This window comes from Chryseobacterium fluminis (assembly GCF_026314945.1).
GTDB lineage: Bacteria > Bacteroidota > Bacteroidia > Flavobacteriales > Weeksellaceae > Chryseobacterium > Chryseobacterium fluminis.
The window spans coordinates 3,478,384-3,497,791 of record NZ_CP111121.1; the positions used below are offsets into that span (position 1 = coordinate 3,478,384).

The 19,408-nt window shown below is 37.0% G+C and carries 17 protein-coding genes and 1 pseudogene; 10 read left to right on the forward strand and 8 right to left on the reverse strand.

Annotated features, from left to right (window positions below; genetic code table 11):
- Positions 1-332: 332 nt before the first annotated feature.
- From ODZ84_RS15895 to ODZ84_RS15930, 8 genes are all read right to left on the reverse strand, one after another.
- Positions 333-728: a hypothetical protein gene (locus ODZ84_RS15895; protein WP_266173406.1), complete on the reverse strand. Its 396-nt coding sequence runs from the start codon at positions 726-728 to the stop codon at positions 333-335.
- A 706-nt stretch (positions 729-1,434) separates the two neighbouring features.
- A complete protein-coding gene (locus ODZ84_RS15900; protein WP_266173407.1) occupies positions 1,435-1,941 on the reverse strand; it encodes a hypothetical protein in 507 nt (168 codons plus the stop codon).
- Positions 1,942-2,067: 126 nt separating this feature from the next.
- Positions 2,068-2,415 carry a hypothetical protein gene (locus ODZ84_RS15905; RefSeq protein WP_266173408.1) on the reverse strand — a complete coding sequence of 116 codons (348 nt, stop codon included), beginning with the start codon at positions 2,413-2,415 and terminating at the stop codon, positions 2,068-2,070.
- A 364-nt stretch (positions 2,416-2,779) separates the two neighbouring features.
- Complete coding sequence (locus ODZ84_RS15910) at positions 2,780-3,334, reverse strand: hypothetical protein (protein ID WP_266173409.1); 555 nt, start codon at positions 3,332-3,334, stop codon at positions 2,780-2,782.
- A gap of 46 nt (positions 3,335-3,380) precedes the next feature.
- A protein-coding gene (locus tag ODZ84_RS15915) for an IS3 family transposase (protein ID WP_408612347.1) occupies positions 3,381-4,738 on the reverse strand; the annotation gives its coding sequence in 2 pieces (ribosomal slippage) (positions 3,381-4,400 and positions 4,403-4,738; 1,356 coding nt in all).
- Between the two features lie 40 nt (positions 4,739-4,778).
- Complete coding sequence (locus tag ODZ84_RS15920; protein WP_266173410.1) at positions 4,779-5,156, reverse strand: hypothetical protein; 378 nt, start codon at positions 5,154-5,156, stop codon at positions 4,779-4,781.
- A gap of 5 nt (positions 5,157-5,161) precedes the next feature.
- Positions 5,162-6,100, reverse strand: coding sequence for a cell wall anchor protein (locus ODZ84_RS15925; protein ID WP_266173411.1), 939 nt, complete (start codon positions 6,098-6,100; stop codon positions 5,162-5,164).
- 8 nt (positions 6,101-6,108) lie between these two features.
- Complete coding sequence (locus ODZ84_RS15930) at positions 6,109-7,332, reverse strand: glycosyltransferase family 39 protein (RefSeq protein ID WP_266173412.1); 1,224 nt, start codon at positions 7,330-7,332, stop codon at positions 6,109-6,111.
- 445 nt (positions 7,333-7,777) lie between these two features.
- On the opposite strand from ODZ84_RS15930, the gene ODZ84_RS15935 reads away from it, so the two are divergent.
- From ODZ84_RS15935 to ODZ84_RS15980, 10 genes and pseudogenes are all read left to right on the forward strand, one after another.
- Positions 7,778-8,101, forward strand: a complete 324-nt coding sequence (locus tag ODZ84_RS15935) for a DUF6660 family protein (RefSeq protein WP_266173413.1) — start codon at positions 7,778-7,780, stop codon at positions 8,099-8,101.
- Positions 8,102-8,399: 298 nt separating this feature from the next.
- A pseudogene (locus ODZ84_RS15940) lies at positions 8,400-12,763 on the forward strand (CusA/CzcA family heavy metal efflux RND transporter).
- Position 12,764: 1 nt separating this feature from the next.
- Positions 12,765-13,988, forward strand: a complete 1,224-nt coding sequence (locus ODZ84_RS15945; RefSeq protein ID WP_266173414.1) for an efflux RND transporter periplasmic adaptor subunit — start codon at positions 12,765-12,767, stop codon at positions 13,986-13,988.
- Between the two features lie 12 nt (positions 13,989-14,000).
- Entirely contained in the window at positions 14,001-14,420 is a 420-nt protein-coding gene (locus ODZ84_RS15950) for a Fur family transcriptional regulator (protein WP_266173415.1), read from the forward strand.
- A 44-nt stretch (positions 14,421-14,464) separates the two neighbouring features.
- Complete coding sequence (locus ODZ84_RS15955; RefSeq protein WP_266173416.1) at positions 14,465-16,417, forward strand: heavy metal translocating P-type ATPase; 1,953 nt, start codon at positions 14,465-14,467, stop codon at positions 16,415-16,417.
- Between the two features lie 354 nt (positions 16,418-16,771).
- Complete coding sequence (locus ODZ84_RS15960; protein WP_266173417.1) at positions 16,772-17,134, forward strand: hypothetical protein; 363 nt, start codon at positions 16,772-16,774, stop codon at positions 17,132-17,134.
- 178 nt (positions 17,135-17,312) lie between these two features.
- The gene (locus ODZ84_RS15965) at positions 17,313-17,588 is read left to right on the forward strand and encodes a YHS domain-containing protein (RefSeq protein ID WP_266173418.1); all 276 of its coding nucleotides are present in this window, start codon (positions 17,313-17,315) and stop codon (positions 17,586-17,588) included.
- Positions 17,575-18,255 (forward strand): SCO family protein, encoded by a 681-nt coding sequence (locus ODZ84_RS15970; protein ID WP_266173419.1) that lies wholly within the window; start codon positions 17,575-17,577, stop codon positions 18,253-18,255. Before ODZ84_RS15965 ends, ODZ84_RS15970 begins: the two co-directional genes overlap by 14 nt.
- A gap of 109 nt (positions 18,256-18,364) precedes the next feature.
- Entirely contained in the window at positions 18,365-19,030 is a 666-nt protein-coding gene (locus ODZ84_RS15975) for a superoxide dismutase (protein ID WP_408612438.1), read from the forward strand.
- A 3-nt stretch (positions 19,031-19,033) separates the two neighbouring features.
- Positions 19,034-19,402, forward strand: coding sequence for a hypothetical protein (locus ODZ84_RS15980; protein WP_266173420.1), 369 nt, complete (start codon positions 19,034-19,036; stop codon positions 19,400-19,402).
- Positions 19,403-19,408 lie beyond the last annotated feature (6 nt).

The window sequence follows — 19,408 nt, forward strand, 5'->3', positions numbered from 1 at the left end:
ATCGGGTCTAAATAAGATAAATATTCCTAAAAGTATAATCAGTATAAATAAATATATATTTCTTTTTTTCACGAGTCAAATGGTATAAGCTTACAAAACAAATTACCTATTCCAAAAAGGGAGTTTACCTTTGAAGAGAAAGTCTTCATTTTGTTAATAAATAAATTCTACAATATTAGATCTGGATATTTTAGATTTCACTTTTAATTGAATTTGCATTTTGTATTTCCTGCCTTTTTCTAAAGTATAAAATTCATACCAGCAGTTGAGCATGGTACAGGGATATTCCTTAAAAAGAGAGGTTGCATCACTATAAATACGAAAAGGATATTTTAATATAATGTTTTTAGATGTAGGAATTTCATCTTAATTTGACGTATGTCTTGATATGCCTTATTTAATATTTCTTTTTCTTTCCAATAAGAGTCAAGCTGTTCAGCAGATTCAAAGTCTGCTTTCCCAATTGTTTTATTAGCAATTCCACTTTCAATGAAGTTGCCCTTTTCATCGTATAAAAATACGGTTAATTTATTTGGACTTACCCCTATTGTTTTTACTTGATAAAAGTTATTATTGGCATATTCTATATCCTTTTTGATACTGATACTGCTTTCTGATTTTACAGTAATGTAGATGTAGTGTAGATTATCACTCACTTTTAAAGAAATACTCTGCGAAAAAGCACAGTTACAGTACAATAAAATAACTAAAAAAATAATTCTATTCATAATCCCGAAGTCTTTTTATGCTTATAATATTGTTGAACAGACCACAAATCTTGCGTATATTTTACTTCTCTTTGGTAGTTTCAGTACTCTAATCTATAGTTAGGTAAACCTTGTATTTGGATTTATACCTCATGTGTATAACAAACATAATATAAACTGTAAAAACTAAATCAGAATAGAAAAATTCCTACTCTGATTTAATATTTGACATGGAGTCAATTTTTTGGAGCTAATTATATATCTTAAAATCAAAGCTTTATACAATGATTAATGAATGGAATTTACTAGTTCAAGAATTGAATATACAACCCAGATAAACCTATCAATGCAAAAATTATAATCAATATATAATTTGATTTGGTGTATTTGTTTTTCTTAATATAATGACTGATAATCAATAAAATGCCTATCCAAATGAGACTATAAATAAAATAGACATACCCCAGATAGCTCAACCCAATATAAGCTTCTTTTTCCGGCTCTATAATATCATGAATTAATCCAGTGATATCAAACTTAATAAAAAAATATTTGAAAATAATGAAATACAAAAGCACTCCAATAACGATAAGTAAAAAATTATAAATTGTTGATTTCATATTTTAAAGTTTGAAAACTAGGACTTTATAAAAAAACTGGGACTTTATTAACTAGATAAGAATGCTCTCTCTTTAATATGAAATCCAGCCAAATGACGGTATATATTCTATTCAACACAATCTATACTTTTTAGATTATGCCGTTCATACTTTTTGTAAAACAAAATCCTTAATGAATCTATATATTTATTCAAATCATCGCTCTCGTAAAAATCTAACGCTTTTTTGAATGTCATTGTTGTTCTGACATCAGGATTATCCGTTGGCATATAAACAGGATAATCCTTTTTGAGCCATTTCAAAATTAATAAATTATAATTCTCATCATTATACGATTTATGGTCATCAGAATAAAAATCAGCTTTTAAACAATTTTCATTATATAATTCAGTGGACGATACATCCAATAAGGAATCGCATTTTTTTACGTGATATTTTTTTTCTTCCTGTCTAAGTGATTTTCGGTATAAATCTATAAAAGCATATCTTTTATGTTTTGATAACAATATTTCTATTTTTTTTAAATCTTGTTCATTCGTAGACTTTTTATTTGTTGTGCAATGTATTAAACTAAGTAACATAGAAATACTAACGAATATATATTTATAATTCATTTTAATAAAATTTATTATAGTATGGTGAATAAAGCGTATGTCCAAATACGCCCTGTCCATTTTTCATAAAAGCGACATCTACATGATATACACTTTCTGTATAACTTTTATCCTTGTATTGAACATTTATTCTTCAGCCTGATTTATTATATCCCTGACCGTACGTAATAAATTCTTAAATCGTCTGAATTGTTTCTTATTAATCCATATATGAACCCAATATAAAAAGAATAAAATATTTATTATCAATAAGAATTGATTTATTTTCTCATACAGAACTATTTTTTCCTTTTCTATTCCAATATCAAACAACTCTTTTTCATACTCTGCTTTAGTAATTCTACATTGCTCATAATTATATTCAGCATTTAATTTTTCATCAGAAATACTATACCTAAATATAACTTTAAAATTATAAAACTGATATATTGTTGCTAATAAGAATATGATATTAAAAATCTTAAAAATTTTCATAGACTAAAATTTTGAATCCATCATTAATTGGCGAGTTTTGAAAAACATATTTATATTTGAAATGTAATCAGATATCAATTTTTACAGGTTGAACTTCTTTCCATCAAAAATCCAATCAAAATTTTCCGCTGTTTTAATTTAATCTATCTGTTCCTTGTATACCCCATGAATTTCCGTCTTCATAAATCTTAATTGTTCCTTCTTAAACATCCCTGATTATTGTGCAACTTTATATAAACCTCCTTTTTCGTTAAACTAATTCAGTATGCCTGTGTGTACTAATCCATAACTTTCTTATTAGCATCAGCAAAACCAAGTTTAATTAATCTTTAAGTAAAGAGAGTGGTATGAATTATCTTTTTATTTATTTTTTTAGCATTGTTATTCCTAGAAATATTAAAGTATTAAAAATAATACATAAAATGATAGGCATCAGAATATCTTTTTTCCTATATTGAATATTAGCTAAATATTTATCCCAAAAAAAGAATTGAAGTATAGAAGCTCCACCAGCTGTCAAAATAATAAAAATCAAAATACTATATTCTGCAAAATAAATTTGTGCTAACTCATAAATATAGTATGACATTGCAGAGTAGGAAAAACCAAACAACATAACCGACAGCGCTCTCATTTTTTTCGAGATACTAAATAAATTAAGAGCTAATAAAACCGAACCTATATGTACCCCTCCAAAAACACTAAAATACCAAACAGCTTTTTGAGAATAAAAAATATTTGATAAATCTTTATCAACAGCATTAATATCCCATTTATTAATGTTAGTAATATTTAATTCTTTATGTTTTTTATTCTTTATCATCTGAATTATCATCTGTTCTTCAGAGATTGAAAAAATTACACCTCTTGCTTTAAGTATTTCATAGGCGATTTCTATTGCTTCATTGTACGTCTTCAAACCAACTTAGACATTTTAGTTTAAATCCTTAAGGAGGATTTTCGATTTATAAACTTACTAATTTTTGTTGGTTATATATTTGTCTTCTTTTTCGGATGGATTCCGCTTTTGTTTGCTTTCTTTTTTCCAAAATCTGTTCTGATCTTCCGAAGTACACATCTGCTGGAGTGAGGTTATTTATCGACTCGTGATAGCGCTTGTTATTGTAGTTTTCTACAAACTTCTCCAGTGCCTGGATGAGTTCCTCGGGATGATAAAAATGATTTAGTTTCACTACATTTTTCATCGTTCTGTGATAACGTTCAATCTTGCCCTGGGTCTGCGGATGCATTGGTTTTCCGTGAACCTGTTTCATCCTTAAATCGTCTTTCAGATAGCTTTTCAACTCATTGGAGACGTAGCAGGAACCGTTGTCCGAGAGCAGTTTCGGTTTGGCTTTGGTCTTTAATTTTGCTTTTTTAATGGCTGTGTCCACCGTTCGTTTCACATCTTCGGCTTTCATTGAGTCGCATAGCTCCCAGTGAATGATGTAGCGGCTGTAATCGTCCAAGATCGTGCTCAGATAGTACCATCCCCAGCCTATGATCTTGAAATAAGTAAAATCTGTCTGCCACATTTGATGCACAAATTCCGTTTTGTCTTTGAACTCATTTGCTGCCGAAAGAAGAAAATGATTCGGTGCCGGGATTAAGTCTCTTTGCTTCAAAATCCGGTAAACACTAGATTCTGAAATAAAAACACTTTGCTCATCGGTAATTTTGTAGGCCAGTTCCCTTGCAGATAATTCGGTGTGTTCCAAAGCGATCTCTACTACCAGATCTTTCTGTCTTTCAGGAATGCTGTTCCATTGCCTATGGTTTGTTCTTTTCGTAGTTTCCAAGCCATCATAGCCGTTTTCCAAGTAGCTTTGATACCATTTGTAAAAGCTGCTTCTAGCAATTCCAAAACTTTCCAAGGTTCGTTTCACGCCGAGTTCACTTGTGGTTACCGTTTGAATGATCTCGTATTTCTCAGCTGCCGATAATCTCATATATTTCCTGTATTTATCGATTAATCCAGCCTGTCTAAACTTTTTTTTACAATGTCATAGCGAACGACCAGATCAGCTACGATCTCTTTCAAACGTGCATTTTCCTTCTTCAGATCTGATACTTCATCACTCGTAGCCTCGCGAGCGACATCTCCATTTAAGCGCTTCTTTCCTGCTTCCATAAACTCCTTGTTCCAGGCATAAAACTGCGACTGTGCAATATTATGGTTCCTGCAAAGTTCGGCTACGGAAGTCTCCGCTCGAAGACCTTCCATCACGATTAAAATCTTTTGCTCTGCAGTGAATATTCTGCGGGTGTTCTGCCGAATATCTTTTACGAATTTCTCGGTCGGTTTCTTTTTCGGTGTTGCCATAATTAAAATTACTCTTTTTATGAAAACACTCCTTAAATTTTTAATGTCTAATGTCCACTTTTTGCTGACGATTTACACAGTGCACCGTGCTGTGCTGGTACAAAGCGACAGATTCAATAATATCATCTGCTTCTTCTGTCCAGTCGATGGTTAATACATCATTTACCGGAACGGGATACAGCCTGATCTGCTTCCAGAAAGATTTTTCATCCATCACGGGATCCTTTACGGCAGCAACCGTTCTGGCTTCCTCAAGTTGAGGGATTTCTTTAATTTCTTCCGCCGCTTTTTTACCGGTAGCATTAGTCCCCCGGTACCTTTGATTTCCGGCCTCATCATATTTAAAATACACCTCCGTTTGTGCGAAGCCCAGAAAGCTTAAAAATACAGAGATGATCGAAAGTAATTTTGTTTTCATGGGTGTTATTTTTTAGTAGAAAGAAGTTGTTCCAATTGTTTCTCCAGCTTTTCGATTTTCTCAGACTGGAGTTGTAATTTTTTATTCTGATCAATCGAATACAAAGTCAGCTCCTCAATTTTTTCAAGAAGTTTAGCATCCATTTCAGCGACATTGATGCCTTTCGTTATAATTTCTTCTGCAGAAGGAATATTAGGTAAATGTCCTTTTTCTTCAATGTGTTTTTCCACTTCTTCCAGAGAATTAAGCTTGTAATCTTTCTTAAAAACATAATCTGCCCATACATTGGCTTTTACTTCCACTTCCTTGGCGTAAACTTTACCATCGAATTTGGCAGTTTTATTATTAAAAAATTTTGCCCAGACCCCATGGGCATCGTTACCAAATCCGGTGTAGCTTAAACCGTCATTACTGTTGTTAGGGATATAAAAGATAATATTGGGAGATTGTCCCAAATTCCTTAAAACAGTATCCCCGGCAGCAGCTCCTATAGCGCCACAGTTAGCACATGATGATTTAAAGATCTGAAGCCTGCCCAGAGAATTTGCAATTTCGACAAGCGTATTTTCATTTTTAAAGATGCGTAATGCAGCATCAGAAGCTGTATTGTCATTCATACCCAACCGTACATTTCCTCCCACAAACATTTGCCCGTCATGTCTCAGGGAAAAAGCAATATCTTCTGTTCCTGTTCCGAAGACACTGGCTTTCATAAAATATCGTTCAGGATTTCTGGCATGATTTGTTCGTAATAAAAACTGGTTAGAGCCCGAAACTCCATTATCCTGAACCGTTAATTTGGCATCAGGATTATTAGTCCCGATTCCAATATTGCCGGTTGCACCATTGGTGGTTGTTGAAGTCGTTGAATTAGGCGTATATAATTGAGAATATACTGCACTGTTAATAATCAAACTACTTGCTAGAAATAAAACTTTTTTCATATTTAGATTTAATAATTATTTTTCTTTTTAATTTCTTCCCATTGAATAATAGAAGGATACATTTCTTTTACACCATATTTTTCATAGAGTGAATCTTTTTCGTAGTTTTTCAACACAGAATCCAGATCTGGATTATCGTGGAGTGGAGGGAAAAACATATATCTTGTTCCTCCTTTAAAACCTTTTTCTTTTTCGATATTCTGACCGATAGAAGTGGGTTGAATGATTTTATACGATGCAAAGTAAAAAACAGGAATAATAACGGGTAATAAAACAGGGATTTTAGAAAATTTATCTAGTCCCCGGCCTATGAGAATTATAATAAAGATATAAGGCACAAGCTGAAAGACATGAACATCCGATACATTATGTTTTATACAGAAAAATAAAAAAGGAAGAGCTCCGATAAGAATGTAGTCGAGCCATTTTCTGTTTTTAAGTGACCAGAGAATAAATAAGCTGAAAAATAAAAAATTATATCCCAGGATCCCCAGATTCTTGATGATGCTATTCAAAAGTGTTGCAGGATCATAATCAAAAAGAGAGTTTTCATAAGCATTATCGGTAAATATAGATAATAACGAATGACGTCCCAACGCAACAGGAATTAACAGAATTGAAAATAATCCAAGGGTTATAACTCCTCCGTATATAAAATGTTTTTTAAGAAATCTGAAATTTTTAAATATAAAATAAAAATAAATCGGACCGAAAAGAATGGTTTGGATGTGGACTAAAAAAAGAATACCTAGAAACACAGACATATAATAAAAATGTCTGATATCTTTTTCTTTAAGAAATCGGAATAACTGAATCAGGAATAAGATTACAAATAACAAGTAGAACGTATACACTTCTGTAATAACGGCTTGTCTCCAGAATGTAAATGAAAATCCCATGATCATAATACACATTAACGATGATTTCTCAGAAACTTCCAGTAAAAGCAATAATTTTCTGAGATAAAACAGAGCTAATAAACCTGAAATAATGCATATTCCAACAAATAAAAAATGAACATTGATAAATGGGAGTACTTTATGGGCTAACCCCAAAATATTGGAAAACAAAAAGTGATTGGTAGCATTAGATTCAAAAGCAAATCCATTATAGCCTTGTATCGTAAAACCAATGCTATCCCCTAAAGCAGGATCTTTACCAATTGATAAAAAGTATATAATTCCTAAAATTACCAGGAAAAAAAAAGTGTAGACTGAATATTTATTTTGCATACGTATCGGACTAAATTTACGTTTCTGCAAATCTAAGAATTGTGACCTTTATTTTTAAATTAAAAAGCCTGTAATTTATTGTTTTACAATATATTTGGATTTTATTGTTGTTTGCGTGGTATTTTGTACGTTAAAGAGTGAATAACATAATAATATTTACACTAAATTGAAATATGATAGAGATATGATAAATCGCTAAATTAATTATCTCATCATTCGGTGAGCTTTTCTGAAGATTTTTCTGTGCAATTTAATATTTCCGGAGATTTCCATCATATTCGGATGAGTTCAGATCGGACCTAAACAGCAATAAGCAAAGCGAGTAAATAAAATCTTATCCTTGTCTTACTGCTATTGAAACTTTTTAAACAAAGAAAATATACATGCCGGATAAATATACTTTCTGCAGCACTACTGTTGCTGAAAAATATTTACCTTTGTTACGATGAACCTGTTCAGATTTATTTTAGCATTTTATTTCATGGCCTTATCCGTAATGCCCTGTGAAGATGTGCATCAGAAATCAGGTCCAGGCCAGACAGAATTATCTTCAGGGATTGAAGAATCCCACTCCAAAGATAAGGGAGACATCTGTTCCCCGTTATGTATCTGCAATTGCTGCCAGATTACCGTGACCGCTTTTAAGATGGAACCATTATTCGAAATTCCTGAACAGATAAAAGCCCTTATTTCCAGGAAAATTTTTTTCCGGAACAATAATTTTGCCTATCAGGTATATGACCATATCTGGCAACCACCTAAGATTTAATCAATTATTTTAAACGTTTCGTGAAACTTTGCAATACCCTTGCAAAGAGCTTCATGATATTTTTGCATTTCAGCAGTATCAAACCTCATAGGTTTTTAAAACCTATGAGATTTAGAGAACACTAGCCTCAATTGCATTACTGAAGTGCCTGCATTTTCAATTAAAATTAACAGATTGTCTGTCTTACCTCTTGTATAATAAAGTCCTTATGGTCTTTAAAAATAGCGAATGGGCGAAATATAGAGCCTCAGCATTAAAAACAACACCAGGCAGACAATCACAAATTAAATCTCAGTTTGTGTTAGATAAAATCATAAAATTCAGTATCAAAAACAAGATCGTTATTGGAATAATGACCTTGCTGCTCATGGTCTGGGGACTGTGGAGTGCTACGAAGCTGCCTATTGATGCGGTTCCGGATATCACCAACAATCAGGTCCAGATTATTACCGTTTGTCCTACGTTGGCCGGACAGGAAGTCGAACAATTGGTAACTTTCCCGATCGAACAGAGCATCGCCAATGTTCCCGATATTGAGGAAACCAGAAGTATTTCCCGTTTTGGACTGTCCGTTATTACCGTTGTTTTTAAGGACAAAGTGGATGTCTATTTTGCACGTCAGCTAATCAATGAAAGGTTAAAAAAAGCTGAAGAAAACATCCCGAAAGGAATCGGAACCCCTGAACTGGCGCCCGTAAGTACGGGATTGGGAGAAGTTTACCAGTATATTTTACACCCTAAAAAAGGAAGCGAAAAAAAATACAGTGCAAAAGACCTCCGGACGATGCAGGATTGGATTGTGGCTAGGCAACTGTACGGAACGGAGGGCGTTGCTGAGGTCAACAGCTTTGGTGGGGAAGTAAAACAGTATGAAGTCGCCGTTGATCCCAACCGGTTAAAAGCCATGGGAGTGAGTATTTCGGACATTTTTACAGCCCTCGGAAAAAATAATCAGAATACCGGGGGAGCCTACATTGATAAAAAGCCGAATGCCTACTTCATCCGCGGAATAGGTTGGGTCACTTCATTAGATGATGTGAAAAATATTGCGGTGAAAAATTCCGGAACAGTTCCCGTTTTTATAAAAGATGTTGCCGATGTCCGTTTCGGAAATGCGATAAGATACGGTGCCATGACGTATAATGGGGAGACCGATGCCGTCGGAGGGGTGGTTATGATGCTGAAAGGTGCTAACAGCAATGAGGTGGTTAAAAGGATTAAAGAAAAAATCCCGACGATTCAGAAATCGCTTCCGCAAGATATGGTTATAGAACCGTTTTTGGACAGAACAGATCTCGTAGGCCGCGCCATGGGAACGGTAGAGAAAAATCTGGTGGAAGGAGCCCTCATCGTAATCTTCGTGTTAGTGCTTTTTCTCGGAAATTTCAGAGCGGGATTAATCGTTGCATCTGCCATTCCTCTGTCCCTTTTATTTGCGTTGGGAATGATGAATCTATTTGGAGTAAGTGCCAACTTAATGAGTCTGGGAGCAATAGATTTCGGATTAATTGTCGATGGAGCCGTGATCATTGTAGAGGCTACTTTGCATCATCTAGGATTGAGAAAATCTGTACAGCAACTCACACAGAGCGAGATGGACGAAGAGGTTTTTTTATCTGCCTCGAAAATTCGCGGAAGTGCAGCCTTTGGAGAAATTATTATTTTAATTGTTTACATTCCGATCCTTACCCTGGCCGGAATTGAAGGCAAAATGTTTTCTCCCATGGCTAAAACGGTAGGATTTGCAATTCTCGGAGCCCTGCTTCTTTCCCTGACTTACATTCCGATGATGTGTGCGCTCTTTCTGTCAAAAAATATTTCGCATAAAGAAAACTTTTCCGATAAAATGATGAGCAGGCTGCAAAAAATATATCAACCATTATTGCAGAAAGCGATGAAGATTAAATATAGTATTGTAGCGACTACAATTATTTTATTCTCCGTATCAGCTTTTATTTTCAGCAGGATGGGTGGCGAATTTATTCCTCAGCTGCAGGAAGGAGATTTTGCCTTTCACTGCATTTTACCGCAGGGAAGCTCTTTAAGCCAGAGTATTGAAACATCGATGCAGGCTTCCAGAATGATCAGGCAGTTTGATGAGGTAAAAATGGTGGTCGGAAAAACAGGTTCAGCCGAAGTTCCTACAGACCCGATGCCTCCGGAAGCTTCTGATTTAATCATTGTTCTGAAACCGCAGAATGAATGGAAATCAAAAAAGTCATACACGGAACTGGCAGAAGAAATGACAGAAAAACTGGAACTGATTCCCGGAGTATTCTTCGAAGCCAACCAGCCGATTCAGATGCGTTTTAATGAATTGATGACCGGAATCCGGCAGGATGTTGCTGTGAAAATTTTTGGTGAAAATATGGATTCTCTCGCAGTATATGCCGAACAAGCCGCTAAAGTGATTCAGAATGTTGAAGGAGCCACTTTGCCGCAGATTGAAAGAGTAGGAGGGCTTCCGCAGATCAGGGTAACCTACGACAGGACAGGAATGGCGAATTATGGCTTAAATGTGGAAGATGTTAACGACGTACTGAGTACTGCATTTGCCGGAAAGACAGCCGGGCAGATTTTTGAAAACGAAAGACGCTTTGATTTGGTAGTACGGCTGGACAGCATGTACCGGACCGGTATTGAAGATGTCAGTAATGTAATGGTGCCCACCAGTACGGGTACCCAGGTTCCCTTATCTCAGATCGCCGGCATCGAATACAGGCTGGGTCCGGCCCAGATCAGCCGTGAAGCCGGAAAACGCAGGATTGTTGTCGGCTTTAATGTAAAGGGCAGAGATGTAGAAACGGTAGTGAAAGATATTCAGCAAAAATTGGAAAAAGAAGTAAAACTTCCGCCCGGATATTATTTCACCTATGGCGGGCAGTTTGAAAACTTAAAAGAAGCCGGTCAGCGATTAATGATTGCAGTTCCGGCATCACTTTTACTGATTTTTATGTTGTTGTATTTTACATTTCATTCCTTTAAACAGGCGGTATTGATATTTACAGCTATTCCCATGAGTGCCATCGGGGGCATTTTTGCCCTGCTGCTGAGGGATATGCCTTTCAGCATCAGTGCGGGTATCGGATTTATTGCGTTATTCGGAGTAGCGGTTCTGAATGGAATTGTTTTAATCGGAACCTTTAATCAGTTGGAAAAAGAGGGCGTTTCGGATGTAATCAAAAGAGTAATGGAAGGCACCAAAATCAGGCTGCGGCCGGTTTTAATGACGGCTACGGTAGCCTCATTCGGGTTTCTACCGATGGCGGTGAGCACAGGTGCCGGTGCCGAAGTTCAGAAGCCTCTGGCAACAGTGGTTATCGGGGGGTAGTGTCTGCTACCTTCCTTGCACTGTTTGTTTTGCCCATGCTATACGTTATTTTTAATTCTACCATTCATTTTAAAAATAAATTTCTTAAAAAAACCTTAGCGGTCGGTGTTATCACAGGTTTTCTATGCTTGGGTCAGAATATTGATGCGCAAAATTCGAGAGTGGTTTCTTTGAATGAGGCGATAGCGCTGATGCAGAAAAATAATCCGTCGATTAAGGCAAAAGATTTAAATGTTCAGTCTTCCGAAGCATTGCAGCCCACAGCAAAAGAGCTCCCGAAATTAGATTTCAGTGCACAGCTCGGGCAATATAACAGTCCGAAATTCGACCAGTCGTTTGCTGTTTCTCAAAGCATTCCGTTTCCGACTTTATTCAAAGCAAGAAAACAACTGATCCGGGCAGAAGTTAAAAGCAGAAAGCTGGAAAGACAGCTCACCGAAAATGAATTGATAAAACAGGTGCGGACTTATTTTTACCAGATTGAATACCTGCAGCATAATCAAACCAAACTGCAGTATCTGGATAGTCTTTATGGCGATTTCATAAGGATTGCGACCGTAAGATTTAAAGCGGGAGATATCAAAAAAATTGAAATCAGCACCGCAGAAACCCAGAAAGGCGAAATCAATTTACTGTTTCAGCAAAATAAAGTGTATTTAAATAATGCTTATGAAAATTTAAAGGTTTTACTGAATACACAGGAACAGATTGCAGTACCTTTTTCTCAGGATTATCAGCCTTTAAGCGCAGGATATCTTCCGAATAGCGCTACCGTTGTCCATCATCCTTCGATTCAGATTCTTAAACAAAATAGAGAAGTCCTCGAAAAGAATAAAGATGTGGAAAAAGCACTGGGACTGCCGGATTTCACCATTGGCTATACCAATCAGTCGCTGATCGGTTTCCACTCGCTGAACGGACAGGAAAAATATTACGGGGCAGGTGACCGGTTCAGTTCCGTAAGTGTAGGAGTGGCAATTCCCCTGACATTTGGAGCAACGAAAGCCAGAATTAAATCTTTGGAATTACAGGAGCAGGTGGAGGAAAGCAATGTGAAATTTCAGCAGCAACAATTGGAAGCTCAACTAAAGAATTCGTTGAGTCAGTATCAGCAGGATCTTCAGCAATATGAATATTACCTCAACCAGGCGGTTCCTAATGCTGAAAGAATCGTTAAAGCGGCTCAGTTAGGCTATAAAACAGGTGAAATTTCTTACGTAGAATACCTCTTTGCCCTGCAGACTGCTACGGATATTGAACTTAAGTATCTGCAATCCATTCAGCAGGTGAACCAAACTGTGATCAACATCAACTCTTTAATTAATCAATAAAATGAAGTTAAAATTAAATATCAACATACTTATTCTTTTGTCTGTTTTTCTCCTCAATTGTAATAAAAACGAAAAGACGGAAGAAACAAAAGAGAAGACTGAAAAACATTCCGAAAATGAAAATAAGACCGTTGCTTCACTGACAGAAGAGCAGATGAATGCTGTGGAGGTAGTGCTTGGACCCATCGAAATGAAGGAATTGACGGCCGTGATCAAAGCCAATGGAGCGCTGAGTGTACCCAATAACAATAAAGCAAATGCTACTTCTCTGTACGGCGGGGTGATCAGAACACTGAATGTACAGGTTGGAGATTATGTGAAAAAAGGTCAGGTGATTACGACCATTGCTAATCCGGATTTTATTCAGTTGCAGGAAGACTATCTGACGGCAGGAAGCAGAATTACATTCGCAGAACAGGAATACAGAAGACAAAAAGAACTTTTTGATAATGATGCCGGAGCGAAAAAAAATCTACAGAACGCCGAAGCAGAATTAAAAATATTAAGAACTAAAAGAGCTTCTCTTCAAAGACAGATTCAGATGATGGGAATCAGCCCCGGCAGTGTTTCGAATTCAAATTTAAAGTCAGGATTGCCGGTTACCGCACCGATTAGCGGAACCATCAGCAATATTTTGCTCCAGATCGGAAGCTATATCGATGTTTCATCTCCTGTTGCGGAAATTGTGGATAACAGTTCCCTACATCTCGATTTACAGGTTTTTGAGAAAGATTTACCTTCGGTAAAAGTCGGACAGAAAATTCATTTTACCCTCACGAACAACCCTGTGGAAGAATATGATGCCGAAGTCTACAGTATCGGAACCGCTTTCGAAAATCAAAGCAAGACCATCCCGGTTCACTGTAAGGTAAAAGGGAATAAAAACGGATTAATTGACGGAATGAATGCGACAGCTGTAGTCAGCTTAAACAACAGATTAATGCCTGCCGTTCCGAATACAGCTATTACCAGTGCCGACGGAAAAGATTATATTTTTCTTGTGACCGGACAAAAAACAGAGGGGCATAAAGATGAAAAATCTCAGGAAAAACACAGCGGAAAAACCGTTAACTTTGAGAGAGTGGAAGTAGTAAAAGGAACTTCAGAAATGGGGTATACGGCAATTACTCCGGTAAAGGCTATTCCGGAAGGAGCACAAATTGCAGTAAAAGGTGCATTTTTTATTAATGCAAAGTTGACGAATTCAGGAGAACACGAACATTAACAGATGATCATTATGAAAAAGGATATTGAAAATAAATTAATCGACAAAAATACAAAACCGACGAGCATGAGGATTCTGGTTTATGATTTCCTGAGCACTCAGAACGCAGCTTTATCGTTGTCTGAAATTGAAAATAATTTTGAAAATGCGGACCGTATCACCATTTACCGAACCCTGAAGACTTTTGAAGAAAAAGGAATAGTGCACAGCATTCAGGAAACTACAACTACAAAATATAAACTTTGCCACGATGGATGTGATGAAAATACCCATCAGGACCGGCATCTTCATTTTTACTGTAAAATCTGTAAACAGACCACCTGCAGAGAGGATATTTCCTTTCCCGAAAATGTTCAGACCAATTTCAGGATTGATGAAATCAGGCTCTTTGCGAAAGGCATCTGTGAAAATTGCCTGGAAAGTTTGCAATAGCATTGCATTGAGTTTAAACCTACATTTGATTAAATTATTGAGTTATGGAAGAATGTTGCAGTACAAAACCTGGAAAAGAGCACGATCACCATCATAAAGGCCACGACCACGACCATTCACACGATATGGGAGATCAGTCAACATTGAAGATGTTTCTTCCCGCGATCATCTCATTGGTGCTTCTGCTGACAGGAATTGCTTTAGATTACTATATAAAACCTGACTGGTTTACCGGCTGGGTTCGGTTGATCTGGTATTTAACCGCTTATATTCCGGTAGGATGGCCTGTTTTGAAGGAAGCTTATGAAAGCATCAGGAACGGCGATGTGTTCTCAGAATTTTTCCTGATGGGAATCGCTACAGTAGGAGCATTTTCTATAGGAGAATATCCTGAAGGAGTCGCCGTAATGCTTTTCTATTCCGTGGGTGAAGTTTTCCAGGCCATGGCCGTGACCAGGGCAAAAACGAATATCAAATCATTGCTCGACCAGCGTCCTGATGAGGTAACCGTTTTAAGAGAGGGAAAACCTATGACTGTAAAGGCAGAAAAGGTAATTATAGGGGAAATCATCCAGTTAAAATCAGGAGAAAAACTCGGTTTGGACGGGGAATTATTATCTGAGACAGCCTCATTCAATACCTCTGCTTTAACGGGTGAGAGTAAACCGGATACCAAAACAAAAGGAGAGTCTGTCCTGGCGGGAATGATCAATCTTAACACGGTAAGTCAGGTAAAAGTGACCAAAGCTTATCAAGACAGCAAGCTGAGTAAAATTTTAGAAATGGTTCAGAATGCGACCGCTCAAAAAGCACCGACGGAACTTTTTATCAGGAAATTTGCAAAAATTTATACGCCGATTGTTGTTTTTCTTGCCATTGGCATCACCTTTCTGCCTTATTTTTTCATTGATGGGTACCTGTTCAGGGATTGGTTGTACAGAGCGTTGGTATTTCTTGTCATTTCGTGTCCCTGCGCTTTGGTTATTTCCATTCCATTGGGGTATTTTGGCGGAATCGGAGCGGGAAGCCGAAACGGAATTTTATTCAAGGGAAGCAATTTCTTGGATATTTTGGCAAATGTTCAAAATGTCGTGATGGATAAAACCGGAACCATGACAGAAGGGGTTTTCAAAGTGCAGGAAGTGAATTTCATGAAAGAGTTTAACAAAGATGAAATTTTAAAATTGGTCAATGCCGTAGAAAGTAAAAGTTCACATCCCGTCGCCACCGCCATTCATGAATATGTAGGGGAAGTCGACCATTCTGTCCCTTTGGAAAATATCGAAGAACTGGCAGGATATGGTCTAAAAACAACGGTCAAAGGAAAAGAACTGCTGGTAGGGAATTTTAAATTGATGGACAAATTTGATATTCGTTATAACTTTAAGCCTGAAAATATGGTCTATACCTTAATTGCCGTGGCATATGATCAGAAGTTTGTAGGCTATCTTACCATTGCAGATTCAATTAAAGCGGATGCACAATTAACCGTTAATACATTAAAGTCACTGAAAGTAAACACCATCATGCTGAGTGGGGATAAAACTTCAGTCGTAAAACATGTTGCGGACACTCTAGGAATCGAAAAGGCGTATGGAGACCTGCTTCCTGAAGATAAAGTGAATAAGGTCAAAGAAATCAAATCTAAAAACCAAACCGTAGCATTCGTTGGAGATGGGGTGAATGACGCACCGGTTGTGGCTCTGAGTGATGTCGGAATAGCGATGGGCGGACTTGGAAGTGATGCTACCATCGAAACCGCAGATGTGGTCATCCAGGATGACAGGCCGGGTAAAATCCCGATGGCCATCAACATCGGAAAACAGACTAAAAAAATTGTCTGGCAGAATATCATTTTAGCTTTTGCCGTGAAGGCAGTGGTTCTTGCTTTAGGGGCGGGCGGCCTGGCAACCATGTGGGAAGCGGTCTTTGCCGATGTGGGAGTGGCTTTGCTGGCGATCCTGAATGCAGTGAGAATTCAGCGGATGAAATTCTGATGAGGTTGAAAGAGGGACTCTGTTACTATCAATAGGGAGGCCGTCTCACAACTCGTGAAAACGGCCTTTTATATGAAATTTTCCTGTATCCCTATACAAGCAGGGTTTTCGTTTAAACGATTCTCAACCCACATCATTTAGTTGTGATACACCTTCTTTTTGTTAGAATAAATACAATCCGGCTTTAGCTAAACGTAATCATCTCCCGCAGATTCCACAGATCATGCTGATGATTCCATTTATTCTCAATTAACAAATCATCCGTAAGGCAGATAGAATTAAATTAAAATGACTTTCATCATAATCGATTGGTAAAAACAATTTCAGCAGTATATTTGCAGAACAGAAGTACAGTTGAAATTTTTCATTACCATATTTGTTATTTTCACCATTGCATTACGTCCGGTACTGCCGCTCATTAACTATGCTGTGAATTACGGTTATATCGTGAAAAATCTTTGTGAAAACAGAAATATTCCCCAGTCGACCTGTAAAGGAAAATGCTATGTGGAAAAAGAACTGGCAAAAACAGAAAAGCAATCCAACAGCAATTCAAATGTAAAAATTGCGGGATTGGATGTTTTCGTTTCCAATGAAATCCTGTTTTTTTCAGATAAAAACCAATTGGATATTCCTGTAAAAAATCCGGTCCCGGATTATATTGATTTTAACACCTCAGAATATTTTTCCAGAATATTCCATCCTCCTTTAACTTAGTAGATTTAAACTAAATTTCCGGTTAAATGAATATCAATAAGCTTAGTGAATATTAACAACTTGGTGGATACTGAGTCAGGCAAAGCTTTGCGGCTTTCATTTAAAGGATCAATATTAAATTTAGTTTAAGAAACAATCTGTTTTTATTCAATACCATTATTAATTACCATTTAATAAAATGAAATCAAAAATTATTTTAACGGCATTATTGTCGGTTTCGCTGATGGCCTGTGCCCAGGAAACGCCTAAAGTAAAGCATAAAAAATCAGATACCTCTGCAAAATCAAAGGTCCAAAAACTGAAATTTGCGAACGCTGCCGATCCGATTTGTCATATGCCAACAGAACCCGGTATGAAAGATACGGCAGTCTATAAAAATAAAACGTACGGTTTTTGCAGTGCTTACTGTAAAGACGAATTCAAGAAAAATCCTGAGAAATATGCCCAAAAATAAAAAACCAGATAATTCCAGAAGCAAAATCATTGTCCCCATTGCGGTTATTGCATTGCTTTTCCTGGGAATAGGTATAGGGATGGGTTATTTTAAGAAAAGTCTGTATACCGTAATGAAAGTTCCGGATTTTGAGCTGACGGATCAGAATAACAAAAAGATCACCAGTAAACAGATGCTTGGGAAAGTATACCTCGTTGAGTTTTTCTTCAGCAGATGCCCCACGATTTGTCCCGTCATGAATACCAATATGAGGGCCATCGAGGACGAAATAAACGATCCTGATTTCGGAATTATCTCCATCAGTATCGATCCCGAAAACGATACCCCCCGATTATTAAAACAACATGCTGAAAGAATTGGGGCGAAATCTCCCAACTGGCATTTTTTAACGGGAGACAGAGCGTATATCGGAAATATTGCAGATCAGTTTAATATTTATGTAGGTGACAAAGAAGATGAAGGCGAAAGCCTGAACCACAGCGGTATGATTGCCCTTGTCGACAAGGACGGTAATATCCGCTGCCGGTACAATAAGGATAATATGCCGATTCTGTACTACTCAGGATTAAACTATGAGGATGCTGAAGGCAAAACCCCCAAGCTCACAGGTAAATATCATCCCGACCGGGAAATGTTAATCGAAGATATTAAGAAATTATTAAAATAAAATGCAGGAAGATGAAGAGAGAAGCTGGTTCTCATACCCGGAAAAAAGTCTTTCAATTCAGGATTCCTGCCCATATACAAACCACAAAAAACAAGACGTTATGAAGATTATGAAAGTAGCTGCTTTAAGTGCAGTATTGGCAGCGCAGTTTGCGTTGGCACAGTTTAAACAAAATCCTTTACCTTATGCCTATAATGCATTGGAAGGGAATATCGATGCGCAGACCATGGAAATTCACTATTCAAAACATGCAGCAGCCTATGTTGCCAACCTGAATAAAGCTATCGCAGGAACTCCACAGGAAAAGCAGACCCTGTTCCAGATCATGTCGAATGCTTCGAAGCTGCCGGCGGCTGTAAGAAACAACGCGGGAGGGCATTACAACCACGAATTATTCTGGACCGTTCTTACTCCTGAGAAAAATACAAAGCCCTCTGAAAAACTGACAAAAGCCATTAACGCCTCTTTTGGAAGTATGGATGCATTTAAGGAGAAAATGAGCAAAGCGGGAGCCGACCGGTTTGGTTCAGGCTGGGCATGGCTTTCGGTAGATAAAAGCGGAAAATTATTCGTTTCTTCCACACCTAACCAGGACAATCCTTTAATGGACGTGGTAGAAGAAAAAGGAACGCCTATCTTCGGGATCGATGTATGGGAACATGCCTATTATCTGAAATATCAGAATAAGAGAGCAGATTATTTAACGGCGATCTGGAACGTTACCAACTGGAAGGAGATCAGCAGAAGATACGAAGAAGCTACCAGCAAAAAATAATTCATGAACTTTATTTGCAGCATATTCCTCACCTTATTTGTGGTATTCAGGCCTCTGGTACCGCTGGTGGAATATGCTGTAAATTATGAGTATATTTCACAAGTGTTATGTATCAACAAAAACAATCCTGACCTTCATTGTAATGGAAAATGTTATGTCAGCAAAGAAATTGCAAAAACCCATGATACAGATCCTTCACCTGTAAATAAAACAAAAAATCCGGGACAGAAATTACTGGATGTTTATGTTCTGCCCGACAATACGGAAATTCAGGTTACAGAGAAATCCTTTCTCGCCGATTTTAAATTCACGTATAAAACAGATTATTCCTTTCTGTTTCTGAAAAATATTTTCCGGCCACCGGTTTTTTAGGATATT